Source organism: Blastococcus sp. TF02-8 (assembly GCF_003319175.1).
Classification (GTDB): domain Bacteria; phylum Actinomycetota; class Actinomycetes; order Mycobacteriales; family Geodermatophilaceae; genus Blastococcus.
Genome location: NZ_QOHK01000005.1, coordinates 220,049 through 245,094 on the forward strand (window position 1 = coordinate 220,049; position 25,046 = coordinate 245,094).

Sequence of the window (25,046 nt, forward strand, 5' to 3'; positions counted from 1 at the left end):
CGGTCGTCACGGCTGCGCCGCGGGGTGTGCCTGCTGCGTCCGGAGCAGCCGGATGACGTCCTCGACCGTGCCCGCCCGCGCGAAGTCGTCGGGGTGGATCCGGACGGCCAGGTCCCGCTCGAGCGCCGCGCCGACGTCCAGCAGCTCCAGGCTGTCCAGGCCGAGGTCGCGCAAGTTCGTCCGGAGGCCGATGTCCGGCGCGTCTGCGCCGAGGACCTCCGCCATGCGGGTCCCTACCAGCTCCAGCAGCTCGATATCTGAATGCGTCATCCCTCTACCTCGGCTCTTGTGTTCAGGAAGTACCGTGCGGCTTGTTCGGCGAAGATCCGACGTTCGTGGCGAAGACGCAGAGGACGCGCATGGAGACACTTCTCGTCGCAGCCGTCGTGCGACGCGGCAACGCGGTTCTGCTGGTCAGGCAGGCAGGTCCTGCCGGGCCGGGCAGCGCGTGGGCGCTTCCCGGCGGCCGGTGCGAGCCGGGCGAGCTCCTCGCAGAGGCCCTGGCGCGGGAGGTGCTCGAGGAGACCGGCCTCGTCGTCACAGCGGTCGGCGGAGTTGCGCACGTCGCACAGCTGCACAACCCGACCGAGCTCCGGTCCGACGACAACGAGCTCCCTCGGCCGGGGCAGGTGGCGACCGTCGTGTACGTGCAGGTCGACGTGGAGCCAGAGGGACAGCCCGAGCCGGCGGACCCGGACGGCTTCGTGGTGGGGGCTGAGTTCGTCGACGAGCTCGAGGCCAGGGCCCGGCTGAACGCCCACCCGCTCCGGCTGACGCGCGAGTCGGCCCTGACTGCGCTCGGCGTCGGCGGCACGGGAGCCCCGCTCCTGGGACTGCGCCGTGACCCGTCGGGGAGCGACCGCCACGTGGACCTTCACGGCGCACCGAACGCGTGACGCAGGCCGCCGCGCGCGCACAGCGCGTCGGCGACGATCTCGGCGAGCTGCACGACCTGTGCGAAGTCCTCGCTGGCCCCGCCGTAGGGATCGGGGACCTCGCCCACACCTGTTTCCGGAACGATCTGGGCCAGCGTCCGGACCGTGGCCGCGCACCACACCTCGGGGGGCATCTCCTCCGCCACCGCGGTCGAGAGCGGGACGACGATGTCGTACCGGGACAGCAGGTCCGCTGTGGCGACGCGGGAGCGGTGTGGCCGCACGGGGTAGCCCGCGCGGCGCAGAGCCAGCTCCATCGGCTGGTGGAGCGGTCGGCCGGCGCACCACGAGGCCGCGCCGGCGGAGCCTGCGCGAAGCGGGAGCCCGCGCCGCCGGGCCGCATGGTCGACGACCGTTGCGAAGGCCGGCGACCGGCAGATGTTTCCCGAGCAGACGAAGAGCACGCGTGACGGCGTCATGATCCACCGGTCCCGGAACCGAGGAGACACGGCGCCTCCGCGGTCACCGACTCATGCCCGGCCAACAGCTCCCGCAGCGCAGATGCGGCGTGCCCCTCGCCGTCGCCTGCCAGCTGCGCGCACACCTTCGGGAGAGCAGACCGGTCGCAGGCGTAGTGGGTTCTGGTCCTGACTCCGGACAGCGTGCTGCCGGCCAGCGCCGAGAGGTCGTCGACATCCTCGCCCAGGTGGTCCACGTCGAGCACGGGGCCTTTTCGCGCGGCGTCCCGGCCTACGAGGGTGAAGCCGATCCTGCTGCCCGCCTGGCCAGCCGGCCGCGAGCGGCCGAGGAGCAGGCTCAGGATCGCCGCCTCCGTCGCACCCGACGTCGACACGGCGTCGGCGATGGCGTGGCTGCCGGTGCGCCGCGCGGCGACCTCCGACACCAACCAGGCGCCGTCGCTGCAGCGAAGGATGCCCTCCACGCTGAGGTATCCGGCGACGCCGGTGCTACGAGCGACAGCAGCGGCGAGCTGGTACGGACGCGACTCCACGTGCAGCGGCGCGGACATCTTCACCTTCCAGTCGCCGTGCACCAGCGGCAGGCGGGTGGGTTCCTTGAGCACGAGGGCGACGGGAAGGACGAGGTCGCCCAGCACCAGGACCTTCACGCTGAACTCGAGCCCGTCGATGAACTCCGCGACCAACACCCCGTTCGCGCTCGAGGGGACGGTCAGCACGCTGCCGAAGTCGTCCGCCGAGCAGCCGGCGGCGACGCCGACACCCCCGGTGTGGTCCCTGACCTTCACGACGACGGGCGGGCCGCCTCGCCAGCCGGCCAGCTCGGTGCCCGTAACCAGCCGGCTCGGGACGACCTGCACACCGGCCCCGACCAGGTGCTCGTAGGTGAGCCACTTGTCCTCGAAGATGCGCGCCGCCTCGGTCGAGGGCGCGAAGACGGTGAGCGCGGTGTCCGGCAAGGCAGCGGCAAGGTGCTCGCACGCACGCGCTACGGCCAGGACGGCCCCAGGGGTCGAAGCACGGGCAACGCTCACCACGTGCACGGCGGAGAGCGCCGCGCGACCTCCTCGGCGGACTGCAGCCACGATCGACGCGACCAGGTCCTCCGGGGACACGCACGTGGAGCCCGCACGGTCGTCGATGTGCATCGGGTCGAGGTCGAGTGACGCTGCCGCCACGGCAAGGGGGCGCGCCTGCCGGCTGGAGCCGACGGTCACCAGGACACCGGCGGACATCAGGCGACCTCGGTGCAGGGCGCGGTCAGCTGCCTCAGCAGGCCGGTGTCGAGCTGCCCGGTCAGCCACTGTGCGACGACGCGGTTGTCCTCGTCCCACGACTCGAGCACCGGGTGGGCAGCGCCCCCGGGCGGCAGGTTCGCGTACAGCGGGATGGAAGGCACGACACCCAAGCACGGCCACCCCGTGCGCTGCTCCAGGCGCCTGGCCGCAGGCTCTGCGACCCGCATGTCCCGGACGTTGTTGAGCACGAACCCGGTGACGAGCGCGGCCAGCGCCGGGTCCATCAGCGCCTGCGCCCCGAGAACACCCGCCGCCGCTCCACCGCGCCGTGCGCCCGCGACCAGCACGACCGGACGGCGGGCCCAGAGCGCGAGCAGGCCGTTGGACACGTCCCGGTCGGGCGGTAGGTCAGCGACGGCTCCGGCGCCCTCGGACAGCAGGAAGGCGTCGCGGCCTCGCACCTCGTCCTCGATACGTCTCGTCACCTCGGCCGCGACGGACGGCGGGAGGCTGAGGACATCGACCCCGTCGTCGGACACGGCTGCCGGCACACCGCAGGACGCCCCGGAGCTGTCTCTCAGCTCGCCGGTCGACCCGACGTCGTACGTGTAGGAGTACAGCCGCTTGGCATCGTCGAATCCGCCGGCCAGCGCCGAGAGGTGGAGCGAGAGGTCAACGGTGTCATCGCCGCTCTCCACCGGGGTCAGCAGCGCCACGATGGGCTTGTAGATGTCGACCGGCTGCCCGGACGCACGTCGCAACCATGCGAACGACCGGAGGAGCAGGCTCTTACCGCTGCCGGAGTTGGTGCCGAGCAGGGTGAGACCCGGCGCGCCTGAGTCACGCACCGGCGTGCACCAGAACAGCAGCGGGCTCCCGGTAGAGCCCGAGAACCGTGCGCTGCACGAGCAGTTGGTCGACCAGCTCGGAGAACGCGACCATGCTGGCGGGGTCGGCGCCGCGTGAGCCGTCTCGGGGAAACAGCAGCTCGAGGAACTGCCGCCAGGGCAGCCAGGCCAACCGGTCCTCACGGGCGAACCGCTGCAACAACGGGACGCGCCACTTCGGGTTGGGGTTCGCACACCCTCCGACCGCGATGCACGCGTCCGCCAGTGACTCGACCGCCGAGCGCGCCGCGGAGGAGGCGGAGAGGGTCAGGCCCAGCGCGGAGAACTGCACTGCATCGCGGCGGTGGTGCTCCGCCATGGCGAGCGCCCGGAGCCCGAGCAGCAGCGGGAGCAGATCCGCGCCGGCGGTCGTCCGCAGGGTCTCCAGCTCCTGGTGACCATCCGCAGTCAGGAGCTGACCGGAGTGCAGCGCGTGCAGCGCGACGAGGAAGTCGTACGGCATGCGAGTCGCCGGCCGCCCGGGCGGCAGCAGGAGCTCGTCGCGCAGCTTCCTGCCCGCCTCGGCGAGGTGCTGCCCGTCGATGACGTGGACGTCCATCTGCAGCCCCGACCAGTGGTGCCTCGTCCAGCTGAGGAAGGGGGTGAAGAGGTCCCCTCCGCAGCTCCCGATGGCGAAGAGGTCCAGATCGGAGTGCCGCGTTCCCAGGCCGTCCACCAGGCTGCCGCCCAGCAGGAGCGGCCCCGTCACGCCGGCGTTCCTCGCCGCGGCGACGAGCGACGCACAATCGGCGCCGGCCGCCTCCAGGAGGCTGTCGACGAGCATCAGGCGCTCTTCGCGACGAGGGCGCCGAGTTCGCCGTAGACCTTGGCGAACGCCGCTGCGTAGGCGTCGACCAGCGACTCGTCCTCCGGAAAGGTCAGGGTCGGGAGACTCAGCGACTCGTCCCAGATGCGCTCGGACACCGGCAGTTCCCCCGGTCGATAGCGGGCGTGGGAAGCCTCCCGGTTGATGAAGACCGGCACGTCGTCGTCGGTGAAGAACGCTGTGGTGTGCAGCGGCGCGGAGCCCGGCCGGCCGACGTCGAGCCCTTCGGCCCGCAGCGCGTCGACGACCAGGTCCCGCGGTGGCAGCAGCCACCGCCCCTGGAGCCGGAGCTTGTAGCCGTAGAACGCACCGCGCGTGCACTGGTCGCGCGTCACGGGGGGGACGAGCCCGGGAATCTGGCCGAGGAGCTGCGACAGACGGCTCAGCCGTTCATGCCGCATGGCGATCAGCTCGTCCATCTGCAACGTGCTGACGTGGGCCAGCGCTGCGGCAAGCGGGTGCATGCGGTAGTTGAGCCCGAAGCCGGTCGAGGCGTAGCGCGCCAGGTCGGACCGGCAGTCCTGAGCTGCCCGCACCCGGAAGTGGCCCAGGAGCACTGCTCTCTCGTGCGTGACCGCCTCGCGGCTGGCGAGGAGCCCGCCCTGACCGGCGAAGACGAGCTTCGCGGACTGGAAGCTGAACGCAGCGGCGTCCCCGAAAGTGCCGACCTCCTGCCCCCGGAACGTGCTCCCGTGCGCGTGGCTGCAGTCCTCGACGAGCCACAGGCCGTGCCGCTCCACTACGGCCTGGAGAAGGTCCATGCTGCAGGGATGGCCCCAGAGGTGGGTCGCCACCACACCGACCGTCCGCTCGTTGACGAGCTGCTCGACGTGTCGCGGATCGATGTTCCCGGTGTCTTCCTCCACGTCCGCGAGCACGATGCGAGCACCGGTCTGCGCGAGCGGCATCACCGTCGCCAGGAAGGTGTTCGTCGGGCAGATGACCTCGTCGCCCGGCCCGGCGCCCAGCGCGAAGAAGGCCGAGTGCAGTGCCGCCGTGCCGGATGTGACCGCGAGCGTCGGCCGGCCGAGTCGGCGTGACCACTCGTCCTCGAGCACCGCGACCTGTCCCTCTCGCCCGTAATAGCTCAGCTCCGCCTGCTCGACGAGCCCGGTGACTGCGGCCACGTGCGCCGGTGTCATCCGCGGCCAGGAGAAGTGGTGGGGGTCGCGTAGCGAAGGCGAGCCGCCGAGGAGGGCGAGCGTCATGTGGACCTCGTTCGTCGAAGGGCGCGCAGCAAGGGCTGCGCCGATGGTCGGTCTGCCGTTCCTTGGAGCCGAGCGGGTCTAGCTGGGAGTGAGAGCCCACCACCGGAGGTCGCGCGTCGGTGCCCATCCCGTGTCGGCACGCAGGGCTCGTGTCGCGACGGACTTGCCGATCCGGTCCGGCAGCGTCGCGCCCATCGATGCGAGCTTCGACAGCAGCTCAGGGACTGCCGTCGTCACCACGGCCTTCAGGTCCACGCCCATCTGCGCGCGTTCTTCGTCCGTCAGCCCGAGGTCCGACGCGACGCAGTAGAGCGGTCGCAGGAGCTGGGGGCACGTGAGCACCGCGGCGACCGCCCGCGCGGCGTCCACCACGTCCAGGCCGGTGGAGAGCTTGCGCAGGTGGTAGTCCACCCGATCGGCATAGAAGAACCGGCCCAACCGGAGCGATACCACCTCGAGACCGCAGCGACGCCCCATCTCGTTGACGATGCGCTCACCCATCAGCTTCGTGCAGTCGTAGACGTCATCCGGCCCGACGCTCGTCTCCTCGTCGAGCAGCCGGGCAGAGCCACTGCTGGACCCGGGGCCGTAAACGCTGGTGGAGGAGATGAACACCACGCGCCGCACTCCTGCTTCGGCAGCCGCCTGCAACAGGTTCCATGTCCCGTTCACATTGACCGACCAGCACCGGCTCCGGCTCGTGCCGGCGACCAGGTGCGCACCGTGCAGCGCAGCCCCGTGCACGAGGGCGGTGGAGCCGTGGAGAGCCGCGGGCAGCGAGGTCGGGTCGCAGATGTCCAGGGAGAGCGCGGTCGCGGCGTCGGGGTAGATGGCGGGGGCAGGGTCCATGCCTCGCACGCTCTTACCCTCCGCTTCGAGCACGTCCCGGATAGCCGTTCCCAGGCGCCCGGACGCGCCTGTGACCACGACGTCTGCGCGGTCCTGGGCGAAATTCGCAGCGAGAGGCGGCGCAGGAACTGCGGTTACGGACATGAAATCGCCGATCGATCAGAGAAATCTCCGTTGAGTGCGCGACGGCTTCGGGTGCCGCGTGCTGCGCGTGGTCGGGAACGTAACCGACCCGAACGGCTCCCACAACAGTCGGCGTCAAAGAAATCTCCGCCGGGCCGGAATGAATTCTTGGGCGCGAGAACGCATAGCGCAAACCACCACCGGTCGCTAGCCTCCCAAGTTTTTTGGATGGTGCCCCGTCTCTCGATGTCGTCGGGGCCCACGACGGTCGAGGTCCTGGCCCCGCGTGGCGGAGAGGCCAGGAGATGCGACTGTTCTCGATGTCGTTCGGGTGGTCGCCGTTTCCACGTGGCGGTCGGACCTCGGGTCGTCAGGCCCCAGGGCCGTCGTCCAGGCAGCCGCACCCTCCCTGCCGACGGGTGCGGACGGCGTCGGCCGATGCTGACGGCGCGGGCGGCGGGCCGTCCGGTGGCCAAGGGGGCGAATGCCCGCATCTGAGGCGCAAACCTGCAGGTCACAGGATGGGTACGCACCAGATCTCGTGCTGTTGAGGTCGTGGAGCGGCAGCTTGGTCGTTCGGCGCTCCTCGGCCGAGCACGATCGCGCCTCCCGGTCGTGGACGGACGACGGCCGCTGCCGCGGTGACAACACCTCACGCATGACCCGACCGACCCGACCGCCTGAGCCGTGCGCCCTAGCACCACCGACCCGGGGCCCGCGATCGCCAGAGGGCCGGCGGGACGGCATCAGACGAGACAGTCAATGGACGGACCGGCGAGAGAATGTGGTCTGTTGATGCCACCGGAGGGCCTGTAACCAACATGCCGTCAATGCGTACCGCGAAGCCTGTGTCGGACGGAAGCAGCCGTTTACCGTGCCCCCATGCAGCTGACGGGGGCAGGGCACTCTTCCCTTACCAAGGGCCTCGTCGATTGACCGGAAATGTTCCGGATCTCGCAGGTGAACGCCTTTTCGAAACCGCCCCTTGATGCCTTTGTCGTAGGACCGGAGATCGACACCTCCTGTGCGGACGACTTCGCGCCGAACTGCGAGGCAAGATGGCCGGTCGAGCCTTCCCGATATCTCTGCCTCCCCCTCCCATTTCTCGTCAGCAGGCGAAGGAGTCCTGACGATGGACACCTCGACCATTGCGGTGATCGGCCTGAGCGCATCGAGTTGCTCCCTGGTCAGCCGCTTCCTCCGCACCGGGCACGACGTCGTGGTGAACGACCCCGACCCATCGCGGCACAGGGAGGCGATCGCCCTCGGCGCGCACGCCGTGCGCCTCCCCGCGGACGCCGCCGAGTCCGCCGACATCGCCTTCGTCACCGTGCCCGCGTCGCTGGTCGAGGAGGTCCTGTTCGACTGCGGTGGCGTGGGCGACGCGCTTCCGGAGGGCGCGTGTGTCGTCGTGGCGGCAGAGTCGACCGCGGACGCCCTCGCCTCCGTCTCCGCGCGCCTCCTCCTGCTGGGGTTGCGCACGGTGGAGGCGGACATCGGTAGTGACGGCAGCGTGGCTCCCGTACTGCTCGGAGGGCGCCGAGAAGACGTGGCCCGCGTCGCCGGCCTCCTCCTCTCGATCGGCTGCCCGTGCGCGCACGTCGGAGCACTGGGCGCCGTTGCCGACCTCCGGAACCCATCCGCCCACGTGAACCGGCCGCTCATCCCTGCGCGCGCAGAGGTGCCGCCCCTGCCGGCGATGCCCTCACGCCACGTCGTCCAAGACCCGGGCGACGAAGATCCCGCAGGTTCGCTCACGGTGCACGGGCTCGAGCAGCTGGTCTGCAGCGAGACCGACATCGGCGGCGCACGACGCCGGCATACGCCTTCCTCGGGCACGGTCCGGCCCACCTTGCCGGCAGCTGGCCGCTACGAGCCGTGACCAGCCGGTCCGCGGAACAGCCTGGTCCGCCTTCATCAACGACCCGTAGAGGTATCGAGCCAGCAGCCACCGGGCTGGTCCCGGGCCTTGCGGACACTGGTTGCCTCGGCACTGCGGACGGCGGAGAGCGGGGCGGCGATGCAGTACGCGACGCTCGAAGCTGACGACGGCCGCAACGTCGCCACGGACGGGGGGACGCCCCTGCTGCAGCGGGTGGTCCCGCCCTTCGTCGTGACCGAGAATCCTTCGGCGACACGAGCGGGACGACACTCTTCCCGGAGGAGAGAGCGGTCGTCGAGTCCGCGGTGGACAAACGACGTCGGGAGTTCGAGACGGGGCGCACCTGCGCCCGGGCGGCACTCGGACGACTCGGCCGGCCTTCGGCGCCCCTGCTCCCGGGCCGGCACGGCGAGCCCCGCTGGCCCGAGGGCATCGTCGGCAGCATCACCCACACCCGGGGTTATCGCGGTGTGGGAGTCAGCGAGGCAGCACACGCGGCCGCCATCGGGATCGACGCGGAGCCGAACCAGCCAGTGCCGGGCCCACTGCTCCACTGGGTCGCAACGCCGGACGAGCGGGCCGAGGTCGACGCGCTGCTCCGGGCGTCTCCCGGGGTGCGCTTCGACCGGCTGCTCCTCTGCGCCAAGGAGGCCGTGTTCAAGAGCTGGTTCACGCTCACGACCCGTCGCCTCGGGTTCGAGGACGTGGCCATCGAACTGGAGCCCGCTCCGGGGAGTGGCACGTTCACCGCCCGGCTCGAAGACGCGCACGACCGCAGAGCACGGCTCCGCGGTCGCTGGCTGCTGGCCGAGGGGCTGCTCATCACCGCAGTGGTGATCGCGGTCGAGCCCTCGCCACCCAGCGCCGAGAGACTCAGCTCGCGTGCTCTCCGACACTGATCGCGGCCGCGCCTGACGGATCCAGGTCGTCGACGTCCAGCCAGCCACGGGCAACCGCCTGGGCCCCTGCCTGGAAGCGGCTCCGCGCATCGAGCCGGTTCAGCAGGTCCGAGGCGACCCGGCGTGCGGTACGGATCGAGACGCCCAGCCGCCTGGCGATGGCATCGTCGGTGTGGCCGGCGGCGAGCAGGCGGAGCACCTGCCGCCGCTGCGCGCACAGACCGTTGGCATCGCGTCGCCGCGGCCCGTCCAGCGGTGACGCGGTGTGCCACGTGAACTGGAAGAGCGCCACGAGCGCCGTGACCAGGCCTGCGCCGGACACCACAGTGGCGTCCGAGACGTTGCCCGGGTTCACCGGCACCAGCGCGTGTGCGCGGTCGAAGATGTACAGCTCGAGGGGCAGGAGCGGCGCGGTACGCACCTCCCCGCCCACGTCCACCAGGCGGCGCGCGCGGTCCACCGCGGGCTGCTGGTTGCGGATGCTGTCCAGAAAGACGGTGCGGTACCGCACCCCCGGTTGGATCGTTCGCGCGGACAGCCCGTCCTCGGCCTCGGCCCCCAGCGGGAGCTGTGCCTCGGTCGGCAGGAAGGAGCAGATCTCCCGGCGCGATGAGCCGACGAGGTCACGGAGCCGGGACTCGACCGCGTAGGCGCCCTCCAGGTGCTCCGCGTCGCGGGCCGGAGCCGGGGGGTGCCGTTCGGCGTGTTCGGCCAACAGCATCGCCACCGCCGCCTCGCCCTCCGCCAGCTGCTGCTGATGCCGTGCGAACTCAGCCTGACGCCGGGCGACCAATGCCTGCAGAGCGACTTCGGGACGGACCGGACGAAGGGCCCGCGGATCGCTTGCCGAGGGGTGCAGGAGCGACAAGCGGGCCAGGTCAGCGAGAGCCTCGTGCACCCGGCACTCAGGTAGGCCCAGGGATACCGCGAGCTCGTCTCCCAGTGCGTCGGGATCCTTCAGAAGGGTGAGGTACACGGCCTCTGTCTGCTCGCTGATCCCCAGCGCTTCGAGCATGCGACTCCCCCTGAGCGACCGGTTACCGGGGGTGTGCTGTCCCCAGCTGCTGCCACATCCGTGGCGGCAAGGTAGCGGTCAGCGACAGGGGAGTCCACCAGTTCCGCAACCGGGTAGCCCCACGACCAGCGGGCGCCTCCCCGTTGCAGTCGGTGCTCCGAAGCGGCGGCTCGAGAGGTGATCGATCTCCTCGCGCCGCCGTGCCGAGAACGAACCAGTCCGCGGGCCGCCGATGACGGGTTCTGTGGACAACCGGGCGCCACGTCCACCCGCGCGGGTGAACGGCCCGCGGGGAGGGCAGGCTGCCTCCGGGGGGCGAGGAGAGGAGCACCGGTGAGCGTCTCGGAGAACGGACCGGCGTGGCAGTGGCGGACCGCCCGTGTCGGCGATCTGTCCTTCATCCACGACGCCGAGCTGGCCTACATCCGGGAGCGGGAGCCCGAGCAGGAGGCCGCCTGGCTCGGGTCGGTGGAGCAGAACCGCCGGCTCTGGAGCGCGAACCTGGCACGGACGACGATCGCCGACCTCGACGGGACGCCGGTCAGCTACGGGATGTGGGCCGAGCTGGACGGGGTGGCGACGGTGGTGACCCTGCACGTCTCACCGGCGCTACGGCGGCGCGGGCTGGGCGCGGCGCTGCTGACCGCGGTGGCCGACGACGCCCGCCGCAGCGGCCACGCCGTCCTCGCCCTCGGCGTGCACCGCGCGAACCCGGCCCGGCACCTCTACGAGTCGGCCGGCTTCCTCCCCGCCGGCGTCGACGGGGACTACCTGCTGTTCCGGCGCACCCTGCTCAGCCCGCCTCCGCGATCCGCTTGATGGCGTCCAGCGTCGCGGGGATGCCCTCGTGGGCGGCGCGGGTCCGGTCGGCGATCTCCCGGTCGGCTGCCTCGCCGTAGCGCTCGTGGAAGAGGTCGATCCCGGCGGGCAGGAACTCCCACGACTCGGTCAGCCGGGTGCCGCCGTCCTCGGGCTGCAGGGTGAACGCCCAGCGCACGAGGTTGCCGCCGACCACCCAGGCGAACTCCCGCCCGCGGTCGGCGGCGACCACCTCGCTGCGGGTCTCCCAGGTGCGCCCGGGCACCTCGTTGCGGCCGGTGAACCAGGCGCCCACCTGCGCGGAGCCGTCGCCGTCCCACCAGCATGCGCGGCACACCGGGCTCCACTCCCCGGTGCGGGTCACGTCCGACACGAGGTCGTACACCGCCTCCGGGGAGGACCGGATCACGACGGACGACGAATGGGTGCGGCTCTCCACGCGGCTCATTCTTCACCCGGGAGCCGGTGCCCAGGTCAGCCGAGGAAGGTGTCCCCGCCGGCGAGCGCGGTGAGCAGCACCATCGCGGTGAAGGCGAGCAGGACAGCCGCGATGACCCCCAGGCCGATCAACCCGACCCTGACCTCCGAGGGCTGCTGCTTCGGCCGACCCGTCCCTCGCGCCTCCGCCGGGGGAACCCGGGCCTCGGACCGCTCGTGGTCGACGGGGCGCCGGACGGTGCGCGGGCGCTGCTGCAGCTTGACGCTCATGACGACTCCCTGTGCGCGGTCCGCGCCCAGGTGCCCTCAGGCCCCCGGGCCGGGCCCTGCCGGACCCGGCCCGATGCTGATCCCCTCGGCCCGCCGGCACCAGGGTCCGAGGGCCCGGGTGCTCAGCGGAGGACGGCGTCGATGAGGTGCGGGCCCGGCTCGGCCAGCGCCTTCTGCAGCTGCTCGGCCAGCTCCTCCGCGGTCGTCGCACGGCTGGCGGGCACACCCATGCCCTGCGCGATCGAGACGAAGTCCAGGCCCGGTCCGCCGAGGTCGAGCAGCTTCCGGGCGCGCTCTCCGTCAGAGGCCGCGCCCACCTTCTGCAGCTCGTGCTCGAGGATCGCGTAGGAGCCGTTGTCACAGATGATCGTGGTGATGTCGGCCTGCTCGCGGGCGTAGCTCCACAGGGCCGAGATCGTGTACATCGCGCTCCCGTCGGCCTGGATGCCGATGACCGGCCGGTCGGGGCAGGCCACCGCCGCACCCAGGGCCATGGGCAGCCCGTCACCGATCGCGCCGCCGGTGAGCGAGAGCAGGTCGTGGCGCGGTCCGGCGGAGGTCATCTCGGTGAGCCCGACCCCGGAGGTGAGCGCCTCGTCGACGATGATCGCGTTCTCCGGGAGCAGCGCGCCGATGACGGCCGACATGGTGCGCGGGTCGAGCGGTCCACTGGGCAGCTCGGGGCGCTCGAACTCGGCGACCTCCGGCTTCGCGTCGGGGGCGACGGCATCGGCCAGCGCCCGCATCGCTGCGACGCCGTCCTCGCCCGGCCGGCTGAGCACGTGCACCGTGCAGTCCTCGGGGACCGGGTGCCCGGGGGTGTCCGGGTAGCCGAAGAAGTGCACCGGTGCCGTGGTGCCGGCGATGACCAGGTGCTTGGTGCCCGACAACGCGGCCAGCGCCATCTCCGCGGGGTACGGCAGCCGGTGCAGGTCGGGCAGGCCGGCACCGCGCGCCGAGCGGGCAGGGAACGTCTCGGCCACGAGCCGGGCGCCGGTCCCGGCGGCGACCTGGGCGGCAGCGAGCTGCCCGTCGGCGGAGGCCATGACGTCGCCACCCAGGAAGATCACGACCTCGTTCCCCGACCTGACCACCTCGGCGACGTCGTCGACGACGGACGGAGCGACGTGCGGGACGGGGCGCACCGGCAGCGGTTCGGCGACCTCGCCGCCCTCGTCCCACGAGACGTCGGCCGGGAGGACCAGGGTGGCGATCCCGCCGGTGGCGACGGCGGCCACCGCGTCGGCGGCGTCGGCGGCGACGTCGGCCGGGGAGAGCGACCGGCGCACCCAGCTCGACACCGTGCCGGCGACCGCGTCGATGTCGGACTCCAGCGGGGCGTCCAGCCGCTTGTGCGAGCGCGCGTGGTCACCCACGACGTTGAGCAGCGGCGCCTTGCCGCGGCGGGCGTTGTGCAGGTTGGCCAGCCCGTTGCCCAGGCCCGGGCCGAGGTGCAGCAGGGTCACCGCCGGGCGGCCGGCCATGCGCGCGTAGCCGTCGGCCGCGCCGGTGGCCACCCCCTCGAAGAGGGTGAGCACGCCGCGCATCTCGGGGACGTCGTCGAGCGCCGCGACGAAGTGCATCTCCGAGGTGCCCGGGTTGGCGAAGCAGACGTCGACGCCGGCGTCGACCAGGGTGCGGATGAGTGCCTGGGCGCCGTTCACGCGCCGGCCACCGTCTGCACGTCGAAGTGGGTCATCGTGGCGCCCCCGGTGGCGAAGCCGGGCACGTCGGCCGCCGCGGCCTGGCCCTCCGGCGAGCCGAACGCAGCACCCATAGCGGCCTCGGAGTCGAAGTCGAGCTCGGCGACGAGGTACGGAGCGGGCTGGGCGGGGTCCATCGCGCTCGGGTGCCCGATGGTGAACCGGACGAGGCCGGGCATCTGCTTCGCCAGTGGGGCGTGCACATCGCGGTAGTGCGCGTCGAAGGCGCCAGGATCCTCCGGCGTCCCGTAGCTGACGACCAGCCTGTGCACCATTCTCCAGCTCCGTTCCCGCGGGTCAGGCACCCGCCCGGCGACCAGCAAACAGGGCATCGCCCGCGAGCGCGAGTCCTGTCCCCATGATCGACTCCGAGCTCTTTCCACAGGGCCTTTTCGAGGGGGCGCACAGCCCTATTTCGGCTGTTACGGTCCCAGACATATCCGATCCTGCGGTGCACCCGCACCCGGACCTCTCGATAGGACTCGCCATGCCGAATGTCAACGTCACCTACGAGCAGATGGAAGACGCCGCCGGTCGCCTCAGCAACGGGCGCACCGAGATCGACGGCATGCTGGGCCAGCTGCAGAGCCTGGTGGAGCAGCTCGTCGCCGACGGCTACGTCACCGACAGCTCCAGCAAGAACTTCCAGGCCTCCTACGACGAGTTCACGCAGGGCGCCAAGAAGACCATCGAGGGTCTCGACGGCATGGCCTCCTACCTGAACCAGGCCGCCGCCACCTTCCGCGACGCCGACACCCAGCTGGCCAGCGCCCTCGGCCGCTGAACCACCCCTACTGGGGCCGCCTCGCTGATGCGAGGCGGCCCCAGTCGCGTCTCAGGGCGTGGAGCAGGGCTCGAACTCTCAGCGGGTCAACGTGCGGATCCGGTCCAGGCGCAGGGCCCGCTCGGCGGCGGCGGCACCCGAGTCCCGGATCATCCGGATGGCGACCGCACGCATCCGGAGCGAGTAGCGGGACACGCTCACCCCTGCGGTGAGGCACACCGCCAGCACGACCGCTCCGGTGATCGCCGAGCCGATCGCGAAGGCGCTTCCGTCCGAGCCCACCGTCCCCACGAGGAGCAGCACCAGTCCCACCCCTATCCCGAGCCCGGAGGCCACGGCGCGAGCCTTGATCCTGTCCCGCCGAGCCCGGTAGAGGGCGGCGACAGCGGCGTCGTACGCGGCGCCTTCGTAGTACTCGTCCCGCGGGAGGTCGAACAGCGTCCGATGCTCCGGCCGGATGTCGCCGGAGGGGAGCGATCGGCCGGCCCGCTCGATCTCCTCCCAGGCCAGCAGCTCGGCGATGAGCGAGCGGGTCGTCAGGGCCGACCGGACGGAGGAGGCGAGCGTCACCACCCCGACGACCACGCCCACCACGACGACGCCTACGGCGATTCGCCCCGACCCATCTTCTTGCGCGGCGGCCGACGAGACCAGCAGGCATGCCATCGTCAAGACGCACACGCGTGCGACCTGACCGGCGAGCCGGCGGATCGAGACGAGCCGCTGCTCCAGCCGGGGGACCGCATGGGCCCGGGCCGCCAGCAGCTCACCGCGGGTCTGCCACGGGCGTCGGGCAGACAGGTCGCTCTCCATGCCCGGCATTCTCATGTGTCGATCCCGCTCCCCTTCTGAGGGCCGGGTCGGACCCTGGACCGCCCGGCGATCACCGCCACCAGTGCCGCGAGGTCCGCGGTCTGCTCCACCGCGAAGCAGACGCCGACGACGAGCAGGCCGTCCCTGCCACCCGGCTCGCAGGCAAGAGCAGCCGCCATGCCCATGCGGATCGGTTGCCCGTCCGAGGCGGTCACCGGCATCCCGGGCAGGCGTGCCGGCCGGATCTCGCGTGTTGCCACCAGCCCGACACCCAGGCCCATCGCGGTGTCGAAGCGCTCGACGTGGAGGATGTGCGCGCCCTGGTCCTCGCACATCCGAGCGAGGACGGCCGTCACGTCGATGTCCGGATCCGCCGGCAGCCGGACGACGCTCGTCAGCACCTGCCACTCCGCCCTCGGTGCGTCCGGGCGCGGCACGCTGACCAGACCGAAGCTCACCGCACCGCGCCTCATCAGGGCTCGACGCCACGCGTGCAGCACCGACGCGGCGGAGCTCCAGAGAGCTTCCGGCCCCCTCGGCCACGTCCGGCGGACCAGCTCGGCGAAGGCGTGCTCGGCCTCGTGGGCGTCGGGGAGGACCAGCTCCGCCCAGTCGGCCGGAACGCACAGGTCGACGACACCGGCGGGCTGCGTCACCGGACCACGCTCGGCTTCTGGGTCAGCGCACCGAAGTCCCAGCGCACGATCTCGTCCAGTGTCCCGTAGTTGCCCGGGGCTTCCTTCGCGGTGAGACCCCATTCCGCGTACTTCTCGTGGTACGAGACGGTGCGCCACACCATCTCGTCGAACCCCATGGCGTAGTCCGGGCTGACCATCGTGGCGTGGAAGAGGCTCGGCACCTCGCCCGCGGCGTTGAGGTTTCCCGCCGCGTCGGTCGCCTTCGCCAGCCGCGACGCGATGCTCATGGCACCGAAGCCGAGCGCCAGGCCTGCCGCGTCCGTCAGCACCGTCCCGTCGGTCAGGGCCTCGCTCCAGCTCCCGGTCGTGCCCACCGCCGCGCCGTAGTGCGCCAGCAGGGCGACGCCGGCCACGACGAGGGCGACGACCTGCATGCACGGCACGAGGGCCAGCACCGTCGCGAGCAGCCCGGCGATGTCGCCGATCAGGTCCAGCAGAGGGGCGATCTGCTCGAGTGCGGCGATCAGCCAATCACTGACGTCGGCGACGAACTCGTCGATCTCGTCGAGTACCTGCCCCACCTCGTCGGCCAGGCTCTGCCAGAACCCGGGCTCGTTCGGGGCGAGGTCCACCGCGTTCTGCAGCCGTGCGGCGATCTCCCGGCCCTTCTCCTCGTAGTCGGCGAGCAGGTCACGGGCGGCGGCGTCGACGTCGTCGACCTCCGAGTCGGCCGAGGAGGCATCCCGGCTCGCCCCCGCCCGCGCACGGGACAGCGCTGCCTGCGCCAGCTGCTGCTCCGGCGTGAGGGGTTGCCCGGTCGACGGCGCGGGGTCGGGCAGGTTCGCGTACGCGGCGTGCGCCGACCGCGCTCTGCGCACGGCCTCCGCATGTTCGGCCTCGAGGATGCGCGCGCGGGACTGGCTGGACCGCATGGTCCCGAGCCAGTCGTCCAGTGCGCGGCTGGCGCCGTCGAACGACCGGGCAGCAGCGTCCACCTTGGGGCGGAGGTCGTCGGAGAGCAGATTGCGGAAGGCGATCGCCGCATGTCCGCGCCACTCCCCGTCCGCGGCACCCGACAGGACTGCGGCGATCTCCTCCAGTACCCGGGCGGTCCGGCGCACTCCGACAGACACCGAGGCGGCCATGTCGACGTCGCCCGGCGCGGGATCGAAGCCCAGGGAGGGGAACTCGCCGCTCACTGCTCAGCCGCCTGCTGCAGCGCGCCGGCGAGTGCGGTGTCGGCGGCCTCGAAGGCCTGCGCGATGCGGTCCAGCGCCTCCACCGCGCCGCCGGCGAACTCGCCGAGCTTGCCGATGCCGTAGGACCACTCGTCCCCGAACTCGTCCATCCGCCGGGCGAGGGCCGAGGCGCCCATCGCGGAGCCGGTGACCTCCATCATCTCGCGGGCCGGCTGCGTCATGAGCTCGCAGATGTTCGACAGGTTGGAGCGGACGCGGGTGAGCATCGCGCCGTCGATGTACAGGTCGCTCACACGGGCCTCCGGGCTGATATCGAGAATCGCCCGATCACGTTAGCCAGAGCCGGCCGCCCCCTGCCGGAGTTGTCCACAGGGTGCGGTCAGCCGGCCGCACCCGTCGCCGGGGGAGCCGGGATCGCCACGGTGAGCAGTGAGCTGTCGCCCAGGTGGAGCAGACCGCGGCCGGGCTGGACCGGCCCACCCAGGGCACTGCGCGGGACCCTGACACCGATCAGGTCGCCGTCGGTGCTGCCCTGCGGCGAGAGCAGCACCCCCTGCCGAGCCTTCTTCGCATCCACCTGCCAGCCCGAGAGCCCCGTGCAGATGCTGTCGGCGTTCCCGCCCAGGACGAGGCTGCGGCCCGGCACGTAGCCCTTCACCACCTCGCGGAAGACCTCCGACGCCGGGCAGTCCCGCAGCACGTCGCCGTCGTCCAGGATCAGCACCACCGGACCGGGGTGCGCGGCGAGGAGCTCCTTCCAGCGGTCGGCCGGTGCCGATGCCTCCTCGATGACGTCCAGCACCCCCTCGCGACCGACGAGCGAGCGCAGCGGTGAGGCCTTGGGAGCGCCGACGACCACCGACGTCCCCTGCCGGAGCAGCGACTCCGCCATCGCCATGAGCACCGAGCTCTTGCCCGACCGGCCCGGGCCGGCGACGACGAAGCCCGACGACCCGATCAGGTCCGGGCCGACGGCGACCAGTTCGTCGCCACCGACGCCGACCATCGCGAAGCCCGCGCCGGCCTCGGTGGGACGCAGCTCCCAGGCCGCCTCGAAGGTGATCCGCGAGGGCAGCACGTCGACACGGAAGGGGCGGGCCGAGCGCGGCACCAGTGCGTCGCGCACGTGTGCGGCCTTGGCGATCTCCGCGATCGCGGCGGCCTGCCCCTGCCCGGACTCGTCCTCGGCCAGCAGCGCCACCTGCGTCTCGATGGCGCCGTCGACGGTGATCGCCCGCCCGGGCGGCATCTGGTCGGGCACCTGCCGGGCCGGCACACCGATCAGCGGGTAGTCGCCGCGGTCGGCCAGCCGCATCACCAGCTTGTTGTCGGTCAGCGACGACAGGCGCGCGGTGCCGAGCGACCGGTCACCGGTGATCACGACCGAGATCCCCGCCGAAGCGCCCTCGCGGACGATCGCCATGAGGATGTCGGTGAGCCGGCCACCGTCGACCTCGCCGAGCGTGGGCGTGTAGCCCTCCCAGCGGTCGAGGAACAGCAGGATGTGCGGCAGCCGTTCCTCGGCCGCCACCGACCGCCGCTGCTCGGTGATGTCGGCGAAGCCGCTGTCGGCGAGCACCTGCTGGCGGCGCTCCAGCTCGCGCTTGAGCCGGTCGAGCAGCCGCACGGCGCGCTCGGTCTGGGTGCGGCTGACCACCGCGCCGCACTGGGGCAGGTCGGCCAGCGGCAGCAGGGCCCCGTTGCCGCAGTCGAGCGCGAACAGGTGGACGTCGCTGGTGGAGCAGCGCGAGCCCAGCGATCCGGCGAGCGTGCGCAGCAGCTGGGACCGGCCGCTCTTCGGCGAGCCGATGACCAGCAGGTGCCCGTCGGTGGCCGGGTCGAACGCGGCCACCTGCTGCTCCTGCAGCGCCGGGAGGTCGCGCACCCCGTACGGCAGGCGGGCGGCCGACGCCGCTCCCGCTGCGGGCGCCTCCAGGTCGGACACCAGCACGCGGCTGGGCAGTGCCTCCAGCCACGGGCTCCGCTGGGCCGCGACGTCCTCGGCCACGGCCGCCCCGCGCACGGCCTCGACCAGCACGGAGAGGTCGGTGATCTCGACGTCGGACCGGCGGGTGGCAGTCGCCGGCTTCTGCGGAGCGGCGTACCCGACCTGGTGCCAGCCCAGCGGGACGACGAACGGCACCGCCGCGGCGACCGCACCCTGACCCGGCCGGCGACCACCGATCCGGCCGGCCTGGAAGGGCACCAGCGCGCCGTGCCCGAGGCGGGCGAAGCCGCGGCCCGGCGCGGACTTCGGGATGCGCGCGGCGTCCGGGGCGTCCAGGACGTCGCTGCTGTCGGCGCCGTCGGTGACCCGCAGCGAGATGCGCAGGTTGGTGTTGGCCCGGATCTCCGGTGAGACGACGCCGCTGGGCCGCTGGGTGGCCAGGATCAGGTGGATGCCGAGCGAGCGGCCGCGCTGGGCGACGTTCACCAGGCCGGTGACGAAGTCGGGCAGCTCGCGCGCCATCGAGGCGAACTCGTCGATGACGATGAGCAGGCGGGGCAGCGGCGGGCGGTCGGGCTCGCGCGCCTGCAGGTCGATGTAGTCGTCGATGTCCTTGACGCCGGCGCGCGCCAGCCAGTGCTCGCGGTACTTCAGCTCCGCGCCCAGCGAGGTCAGCGCCCGCTCGACGAGGTGGGCGTCGAGGTCGGTGACCATGCCGACCGTGTGCGGCAGCTTCACGCAGTCCTTGAACGCGCTGCCACCCTTGTAGTCCACGAGCACGAAGTTCAGCGAGTCGGGCCGGTTGGCCACCGCCAGCGACGCGATCATCGTCTGCAGCAGCTCGGACTTGCCGGCGCCGGTCGTGCCCGCGACGAGCCCGTGCGGGCCGTCGGTGCGCAGGTCGAGGGTGAACGGGCCGTGCAGGCCGGAGCCGACGACGACCCGCGTCGTCCGCCCCTCCATCTGCCAGCGCGCGCGGAGGCCGTCGACCGTGGGCGGCTCCATCCCGAGGACGTCGAGCAGCCGCACGCTGTCGGGAAGGACCGCGTCGTCCTCCTCCAGGCTGACGTCGCGCAGCGGGGCCAGTGCCCGGGCCGCCCGCTCGGCTGCTTCCGCCCCGATCGGCTCGGCGAGCACCGCCGTCACCGGGTCGTGGCCGCTGCGGCGGACGACCAGCTGTGCCTCCTCGGCGGCGTCGAACACCGCCGTCGCGGTGGCCGCCTCGGGCAGGAACCGCTCCTCCTCGTCGGCGCAGACGGCGTAGACCCCCACCGCCGGCCCGTCCTGCAGCACCTGGGCCAGACCGGGTGTCGCCCGCAGCGGCCGGAAGCCGTGCACGACGAGGACGTGCGCCGGGAACGACTCGGCGTGCACGCGCCCGCCGCTGCCGGCCGTCGCGTCGCGCCGCGCCTTGATCATCGCCGTCAGCTCCGCCACGCGCGCCGTCACGGTCTCCGGGTCGTTGCCGATGAAGGCGACCGGCCCCTCGCCGTCGGCCGGCCGGGCGTGCGGCAGCCAGCGGACCCAGTTCCAGTCCTCGCGGTTCCTCGGCGCCAGGACGGTGAGCGAGAGGTCGCGGGTCGGGTGGTGCACCGCGAGCTGCAGCACCACCCATCGCAGCAGTCCGGCCAGCGGCTCCGCGGGGCCGGCCAGACCCACGACGCCGGCCTCCCGCAGCGGCACGACCACGGGGACGGCCCGCACGATCCGCTGCTCCGGCGGCTCGTCGTGCCCGGTGCGGTCGGTGACCACCACCTGAGCGGGGAGGTCCGCAGCGCCGAGTCGCAGGTCGAGGGCGTCGGGGTCGGTGCGGCGCCGCTCCCACAGCCGGCGACCGGGCAGGACGGCGGTGAGCAGCGCCGTGGCCGGGTCGGGGTGGGCGTCGCGACGCCGGACGGTCTCCTCGGCCACCGCCGTCCCGATCCGCTCCTGGGCGCGGGCGAGGTCCTGCTCGTACTGCTCGCGCGCCTTCCGGTCCTCCCGGGCGGTGTGCCGGCGGTCGGCCACGGTGTTGCTCACCATCATCACCGGGCTGGCGACGGCGAACATGAGGTACATCGGCGAGCGCATCACCGTCGCCAGCACGATGCCGATGACCAGCGGCGCCAGGATCATGACCAGCGGGAACCGGCGCGGCTCGCGGGACTGCGGCTCCTTGGGCAGCTGGACGCGCACCTCCCGGGCCGACGGCAGCAGCCGCGGTGCCCGCACGAACGCGCGCGTGCCCGGACCCGCCGGCTCGATGGCGGCGTCGGACACCGCGGCCGGGCCGATCACCAGCTGGGTGTCGCCGAGTTGCACCACCTGATCGGGGGCCACCGGCACGCCGTCGTCGTCCTCGGTCACCGGCTCGCCCTCGAGCGTGGTGCCGTTGGCCGAGCCGAGGTCGCGCAGCGTGGCGCCGTCGGCCCCGACCCGCAGCAGCGCGTGCCGGCGGGACATCGAGCGGTCGGCGAACCCGAACGCGCTGCTGCGGCCGAGCTCGTGCTCGCCCATCGGCAGCTCGGCGATCAGCCCGGCACTCGGCCCGCTGAGCACCCGCAGCTGCCAGCCCCGGGTGGGCGGACCGGCCGGCGCGGTCAGCGCCGCGGCCTCCGACAGGTGGACGACGCCGCCGTCGACCAGCGGGCTCTCCCCCACCGGCTGGTCGTCGTCGAGCCGCTCGCCGTCGAGCCACACGCCGTCGGCGGGAAGCCCCGAGACGCGGGCCAGCTCCGCACACACGCGGCTGACCGGCAGGTCGTCGTCGACGTCGACGGCGACGTCGAGCAGCGTGCCGTCGACCTGCCCGACGCTCACCTGGACGCGCACGGCGCTCCCTCCCGGTCTCAGCCCGCGCTGTTCTGCAGCACGTCGAAGCTGCGGCTGCGGGCCTCGATCTCACCAAGCCGCACCGACACCGTGCAGCCCGAACCCACCGTGTTGGCGTACGGCACCCGGTCGGTGAAGGCCAGCGAGCCGGTGCAGTCGTCGGTGCGCACCTCGAGGTCGCCGCCGAGCTGCTGCAGCAGGAGCGTCGGCTGGGGGTTGCGGCTGCTGAAGAGCACGGAGATGTTGTCCGCGGCGTCGGTCCCGCGCCAGACCGGGACGACGACCATGCCGACCGGCGCGCTCACCCGCACCGTGCCGTCGATCTGCACCTCCAGGTCCTCCAGCCGCTGCGCGGCGTAGACCGGGGTGCCCGTCAGCCCGTCGAGCGCGGCTCCGGTCGACGTGCCGGCACCGACCAGCCGCTCCCGCAGCGCCTGCATGTCGCCGTCCTCCTCCAGCTCGAACGGCACGGTGTAGCTGGCGGTGACCTCGGCGCCGGCAGGGACGTCGACCGGCACCTCCCATCCGCACGCGGTGACCGGGAGGCCGGGTGTCACGTCCCGCACGGCGGCGACGTCCCAGGTGACGTCGGGACAGGCCGTGCCGTCCTCGGCGGCGGGGACCGCCTCGAACAGCGGGCCGGGGAGCGAGGTCTCGGACGACCACGTGACGGTGGTCGTGAGCACGCCCGCCTCCGCGTCGTAGGCGCCCTCCCGGACGACGGTGAGCCCCGACGGGAGCCGCTCGGTGGGGCCGGAGACGGTCAGCGCGTCCGCGGACGCCGGGCCGCCCCCGCCGCCGCGGGTACCGCTCCGGTCGTCCGGATCACCGGAACCGGCCAGCGCGACGACCCCGACGACCGCCGCCACGGCGGCCAGCGAGCCGCCGACGACCAGCCAGGTGCGCCGGTCGCGGAGCCGGCCGGGCGACGCGACCGGCTCCACCTCCACCTCCGGCGCCGCGTGCGCCGGAGCCTGCCGTGGCCGCAGCTGGGTCCGGGCCGAGGCCAGCTCGTCGTCGGTGCTCGGCGCGACCCACGGAGCGGCTTCGCCCGTCGTGGGCGCGGAGAGCTCCGCGGCGGGGCCGGGCGACGCAGCCTTCACGTTCGTGCGCCCGGGGTCGAGCTCGTCGACCGGGCGGTGGCCGAGGACGCCGAAGGCCGGAGCGGGGCCGGTGCCCGCCGCCTTCCACGACGTCGGCTCGGGGGCCACGGGCAGCGCCGGCAGCCCGTCGAGGGCGGGCAGCAGATCGCGCAGCGAGGCAGCGGCGGCCTCCGCGCGGGGCCGCCGGTCGGGCTCCTTGGCGAGGAGCGCCTGCAGCACCGCCGCGAGGGCAGCCGGGATCCCGGGGACCGGTGGCGGCTCGGCGGTCACGTGCCGGTTGGCCACCGCGTAGCCCGTGCCGCCCCCGGCGAACGGCGGACGGCCGGCCAGCAGCTCGTAGAGGACGATCCCCGTGGCGTAGACGTCGGAGGCGGCGCTGACCGTCTCGGCGGTGAAGATCTCCGGCGCCATGTAGTCCGGAGTGCCGAGGACGCCGGTCATGCGGACCGTCGTCTCCTGGGCGAGCCGGGCGATGCTGAAGTCACCGAGCCGGACGCCGGGTGGGTCCTCGTCGGTCAGCAGCACGTTGTCGGGCTTGACGTCCCGGTGCAGCACCCCGCCGGCGTGCGCGGCCGCCAGCGCCTCGAGGACGTCGGCAGTGATCCGGGCGGCCTCCGCGGGCGGCAGCGTCCCCGCGGCGCGGAGCCGGGCGCGCAGGTCGGCACCCTCGACCAGGTCCATGACGATGGCGAGGTCCTCGCCCTCGACCACCAGGTCGCGGACGCGCACCACGTGGGGGTGCACCAGGTCCAGCAGGATCGAGCGCTCCTGCACGAACCGGGTGAGGATCTCCGGGTCGCGGGCGAACTCCGGCCGCAGCAGCTTCGCCGCCACCGTCTCGCCGGTGCGCTGGTCGAGGGCGGCCCACACCTGCCCCATCGCGCCGGACCCGAGCTGCCGCTCGAGGACGTAGCGGCTCCCGAGCGCGCGGGTCGTCTGCATGGGGTGGTCCTATCAGCCCTCGCCGTCGGGCAGGACGAACCAGGAGAGCGCGGGCGCGTCCTGCTCGACCCCCCGCTCGGCACCGCGCGTGGTCGACTGCAGCACCGCGACGCCGTCGTCGGGCAGGGCCTGCCGGTCGGCGAAGGCGAGCGCCGGGCCGGCCAGTCCGTCGTCGGCGCCGAGCGAGAGGGTGCGCAGCGCAGCGAGGACGGCGGACGGCTCGGTGGAACCCGCGCCGGCCGCCGCGGCGGCCAGGGCCACGACCGCGTCGTGGCTGCGGACGTCGGCGGTCGCGGCCCCCAGGCGGCCGAAGCCGTCGGTGCCCGACAGGGACGGGACGTCGGCGTCCTGCGCGGCGAGGCGGACGGCGTCGAGGAAGCGGACGACGCCCTCGTCCGTGGAGGAGTCGGTGGCGGCGGGGCCGACGGTGAAGAACTGCCCCGCCGTGGTCGCGCCACCGGCGGAGCCCAGGTCGGTGAGCCGCGCGGCGAAGGCCGGCGACAGCGCCGGCGGCTCGAGCACGACCGGGGCGGTCGGCACCCGGCCCTGCAGGGCCGCCACGACCTCGGCCGAGGTCTCCGCGGAAGCGGACACGACCACCGAGTCGGCGGCGCCGTCGACCAGCGGCTGCGCGGCCGCCGCCACCTGGCCGGCCAGGGCGTCACCGGCCGCGATGGTCACCCGGCGGTCGGCCGGAGCGAGGGCGGCGAGCGCCTCGCCCGTGCCCTCACCGGTGAACGCGACCGGGTTGCGCTGACCGCGGCCGGCCATCATCGCCCCGACGGCGCCGGCGACCTGCTCGTCGCTGGGCCCGGTCCGCCACGTGGTGTCGGCGGCGACGTCGTCCCGGCTGTCGTAGGGCAGCAGCACCGCGGTGCCCGCCGAGGAGGCGAGGTCCAGCGCCGGGTCGAGATGCGTGCCGGCGGAGGCGTAGACGATCCCGGCGACCCGCGCGTCCAGCAGCTGCTGGGTCGCGGCGAGCGCACCCTCGGGAGTGCCGCGGTCGTCGACGACCTGGAGCTGCAGCCGGTCCTCCTCGGTGCCGTCGAGGCGGAACTCCGCGACGCGGGCGCCGGCCGCCGGGGCGGCGAACTCCGCGCCCTGACCGCGCGCTCCGGAGCCGGTCACGACCAGGCCGACCTTCAGCGGGGCGTCGAGGTTCTGCAGCAGCGCGAGATCGACCGTCGGTGCCGGTGCGGGCTCGAAGTCCTCGCTGTCCGGGGCCGCCTCGTCCGAGGTGCAGCCACCGGTGAGGACCGTCGCCGCGACGGCCAGGCAGATCAGCGGTCGCCGCACG

23 protein-coding genes and 1 pseudogene are annotated in these 25,046 nt (G+C 73.0%); 5 read left to right on the forward strand and 19 right to left on the reverse strand.

Annotation, left to right across the window (positions count from 1 at the left end):
- Positions 1-6: 6 nt before the first annotated feature.
- The gene (locus DQ237_RS12215; protein ID WP_113800400.1) at positions 7-270 is read right to left on the reverse strand and encodes an acyl carrier protein; all 264 of its coding nucleotides are present in this window, start codon (positions 268-270) and stop codon (positions 7-9) included.
- 89 nt (positions 271-359) lie between these two features.
- On the opposite strand from DQ237_RS12215, the gene DQ237_RS12220 reads away from it, so the two are divergent.
- Complete coding sequence (locus DQ237_RS12220) at positions 360-896, forward strand: NUDIX domain-containing protein (protein ID WP_113800401.1); 537 nt, start codon at positions 360-362, stop codon at positions 894-896.
- Here the strand turns inward: DQ237_RS12220 and DQ237_RS12225 are convergent.
- The 6 genes from DQ237_RS12225 to DQ237_RS12245 all read right to left on the reverse strand — a co-directional run bounded on the left by DQ237_RS12225 (position 875) and on the right by DQ237_RS12245 (position 6,440).
- On the reverse strand, positions 875-1,354 hold the full coding sequence (locus DQ237_RS12225) for a hypothetical protein (protein ID WP_113800402.1): 480 nt from the start codon (positions 1,352-1,354) through the stop codon (positions 875-877). The genes DQ237_RS12220 and DQ237_RS12225 overlap by 22 nt on opposite strands.
- The gene (locus tag DQ237_RS12230) at positions 1,351-2,589 is read right to left on the reverse strand and encodes an ATP-grasp domain-containing protein (RefSeq protein WP_113800403.1); all 1,239 of its coding nucleotides are present in this window, start codon (positions 2,587-2,589) and stop codon (positions 1,351-1,353) included. The genes DQ237_RS12225 and DQ237_RS12230 overlap by 4 nt, the downstream gene beginning before the upstream one ends.
- Entirely contained in the window at positions 2,589-3,440 is an 852-nt protein-coding gene (locus DQ237_RS12235) for an AAA family ATPase (protein ID WP_166509594.1), read from the reverse strand. The genes DQ237_RS12230 and DQ237_RS12235 overlap by 1 nt, the downstream gene beginning before the upstream one ends.
- A complete protein-coding gene (locus DQ237_RS19750; RefSeq protein WP_166509595.1) occupies positions 3,433-4,263 on the reverse strand; it encodes a hypothetical protein in 831 nt (276 codons plus the stop codon). Before DQ237_RS19750 ends, DQ237_RS12235 begins: the two co-directional genes overlap by 8 nt.
- Positions 4,263-5,513, reverse strand: coding sequence for a DegT/DnrJ/EryC1/StrS aminotransferase family protein (locus tag DQ237_RS12240; protein ID WP_113800405.1), 1,251 nt, complete (start codon positions 5,511-5,513; stop codon positions 4,263-4,265). The genes DQ237_RS19750 and DQ237_RS12240 overlap by 1 nt, the downstream gene beginning before the upstream one ends.
- 78 nt (positions 5,514-5,591) lie before the next feature.
- The gene (locus DQ237_RS12245; protein ID WP_166509596.1) at positions 5,592-6,440 is read right to left on the reverse strand and encodes an NAD(P)-dependent oxidoreductase; all 849 of its coding nucleotides are present in this window, start codon (positions 6,438-6,440) and stop codon (positions 5,592-5,594) included.
- 1,177 nt (positions 6,441-7,617) lie between these two features.
- Between DQ237_RS12245 and DQ237_RS12250 the strand changes: the two genes are divergently transcribed.
- Positions 7,618-8,367 carry an NAD(P)-binding domain-containing protein gene (locus DQ237_RS12250; protein WP_113800407.1) on the forward strand — a complete coding sequence of 250 codons (750 nt, stop codon included), beginning with the start codon at positions 7,618-7,620 and terminating at the stop codon, positions 8,365-8,367.
- Positions 8,368-8,657: 290 nt separating this feature from the next.
- Positions 8,658-9,266, forward strand: a pseudogene (locus DQ237_RS12255) (4'-phosphopantetheinyl transferase); the annotation flags it as partial.
- On the opposite strand, the gene DQ237_RS12260 reads toward DQ237_RS12255, so the two are convergent.
- Complete coding sequence (locus DQ237_RS12260; protein WP_113800409.1) at positions 9,241-10,281, reverse strand: LuxR family transcriptional regulator; 1,041 nt, start codon at positions 10,279-10,281, stop codon at positions 9,241-9,243. The pseudogene DQ237_RS12255 and the gene DQ237_RS12260 overlap by 26 nt on opposite strands.
- A 333-nt stretch (positions 10,282-10,614) precedes the next feature.
- Here DQ237_RS12260 and DQ237_RS12265 point away from each other — a divergent pair, with 333 nt between their 5' ends.
- On the forward strand, positions 10,615-11,100 hold the full coding sequence (locus tag DQ237_RS12265; protein WP_166509597.1) for a GNAT family N-acetyltransferase: 486 nt from the start codon (positions 10,615-10,617) through the stop codon (positions 11,098-11,100).
- Here DQ237_RS12265 and DQ237_RS12270 read toward each other — a convergent pair.
- The 4 genes from DQ237_RS12270 to DQ237_RS12285 form a co-directional block, all read right to left on the reverse strand.
- On the reverse strand, positions 11,075-11,539 hold the full coding sequence (locus DQ237_RS12270) for an SRPBCC family protein (RefSeq protein ID WP_205730190.1): 465 nt from the start codon (positions 11,537-11,539) through the stop codon (positions 11,075-11,077). The two genes, DQ237_RS12265 and DQ237_RS12270, sit on opposite strands and share 26 nt — an antisense overlap.
- Before the next feature lie 35 nt (positions 11,540-11,574).
- The gene (locus DQ237_RS12275) at positions 11,575-11,808 is read right to left on the reverse strand and encodes a hypothetical protein (RefSeq protein WP_113800412.1); all 234 of its coding nucleotides are present in this window, start codon (positions 11,806-11,808) and stop codon (positions 11,575-11,577) included.
- Positions 11,809-11,930: 122 nt separating this feature from the next.
- Positions 11,931-13,472 (reverse strand): acetolactate synthase large subunit, encoded by a 1,542-nt coding sequence (locus DQ237_RS12280; protein WP_113800413.1) that lies wholly within the window; start codon positions 13,470-13,472, stop codon positions 11,931-11,933.
- Positions 13,469-13,786: an EthD family reductase gene (locus tag DQ237_RS12285; RefSeq protein ID WP_113800414.1), complete on the reverse strand. Its 318-nt coding sequence runs from the start codon at positions 13,784-13,786 to the stop codon at positions 13,469-13,471. Before DQ237_RS12285 ends, DQ237_RS12280 begins: the two co-directional genes overlap by 4 nt.
- 212 nt (positions 13,787-13,998) lie before the next feature.
- Here DQ237_RS12285 and DQ237_RS12290 point away from each other — a divergent pair, with 212 nt between their 5' ends.
- Complete coding sequence (locus DQ237_RS12290; protein ID WP_113800415.1) at positions 13,999-14,295, forward strand: WXG100 family type VII secretion target; 297 nt, start codon at positions 13,999-14,001, stop codon at positions 14,293-14,295.
- A gap of 78 nt (positions 14,296-14,373) precedes the next feature.
- On the opposite strand, the gene DQ237_RS12295 is transcribed toward DQ237_RS12290, so the two are convergent.
- The 7 genes from DQ237_RS12295 to DQ237_RS12325 all read right to left on the reverse strand — a co-directional run bounded on the left by DQ237_RS12295 (position 14,374) and on the right by DQ237_RS12325 (position 25,045).
- Positions 14,374-15,108: a hypothetical protein gene (locus tag DQ237_RS12295; RefSeq protein WP_147251799.1), complete on the reverse strand. Its 735-nt coding sequence runs from the start codon at positions 15,106-15,108 to the stop codon at positions 14,374-14,376.
- Positions 15,109-15,119: 11 nt separating this feature from the next.
- Positions 15,120-15,764: a hypothetical protein gene (locus DQ237_RS12300; protein ID WP_113800417.1), complete on the reverse strand. Its 645-nt coding sequence runs from the start codon at positions 15,762-15,764 to the stop codon at positions 15,120-15,122.
- On the reverse strand, positions 15,761-16,945 hold the full coding sequence (locus tag DQ237_RS12305; protein ID WP_113800418.1) for a hypothetical protein: 1,185 nt from the start codon (positions 16,943-16,945) through the stop codon (positions 15,761-15,763). The genes DQ237_RS12300 and DQ237_RS12305 overlap by 4 nt, the downstream gene beginning before the upstream one ends.
- On the reverse strand, positions 16,942-17,238 hold the full coding sequence (locus DQ237_RS12310) for a hypothetical protein (RefSeq protein WP_113800419.1): 297 nt from the start codon (positions 17,236-17,238) through the stop codon (positions 16,942-16,944). The genes DQ237_RS12305 and DQ237_RS12310 overlap by 4 nt, the downstream gene beginning before the upstream one ends.
- A gap of 86 nt (positions 17,239-17,324) precedes the next feature.
- Positions 17,325-21,704, reverse strand: coding sequence for an FtsK/SpoIIIE domain-containing protein (locus tag DQ237_RS12315; RefSeq protein WP_113800420.1), 4,380 nt, complete (start codon positions 21,702-21,704; stop codon positions 17,325-17,327).
- 17 nt (positions 21,705-21,721) lie between these two features.
- Entirely contained in the window at positions 21,722-23,749 is a 2,028-nt protein-coding gene (locus tag DQ237_RS12320; protein ID WP_113800421.1) for a serine/threonine-protein kinase, read from the reverse strand.
- Positions 23,750-23,761: 12 nt separating this feature from the next.
- Positions 23,762-25,045, reverse strand: a complete 1,284-nt coding sequence (locus DQ237_RS12325; RefSeq protein ID WP_113800422.1) for an amino acid ABC transporter substrate-binding protein — start codon at positions 25,043-25,045, stop codon at positions 23,762-23,764.
- Position 25,046: the final 1 nt, after the last annotated feature.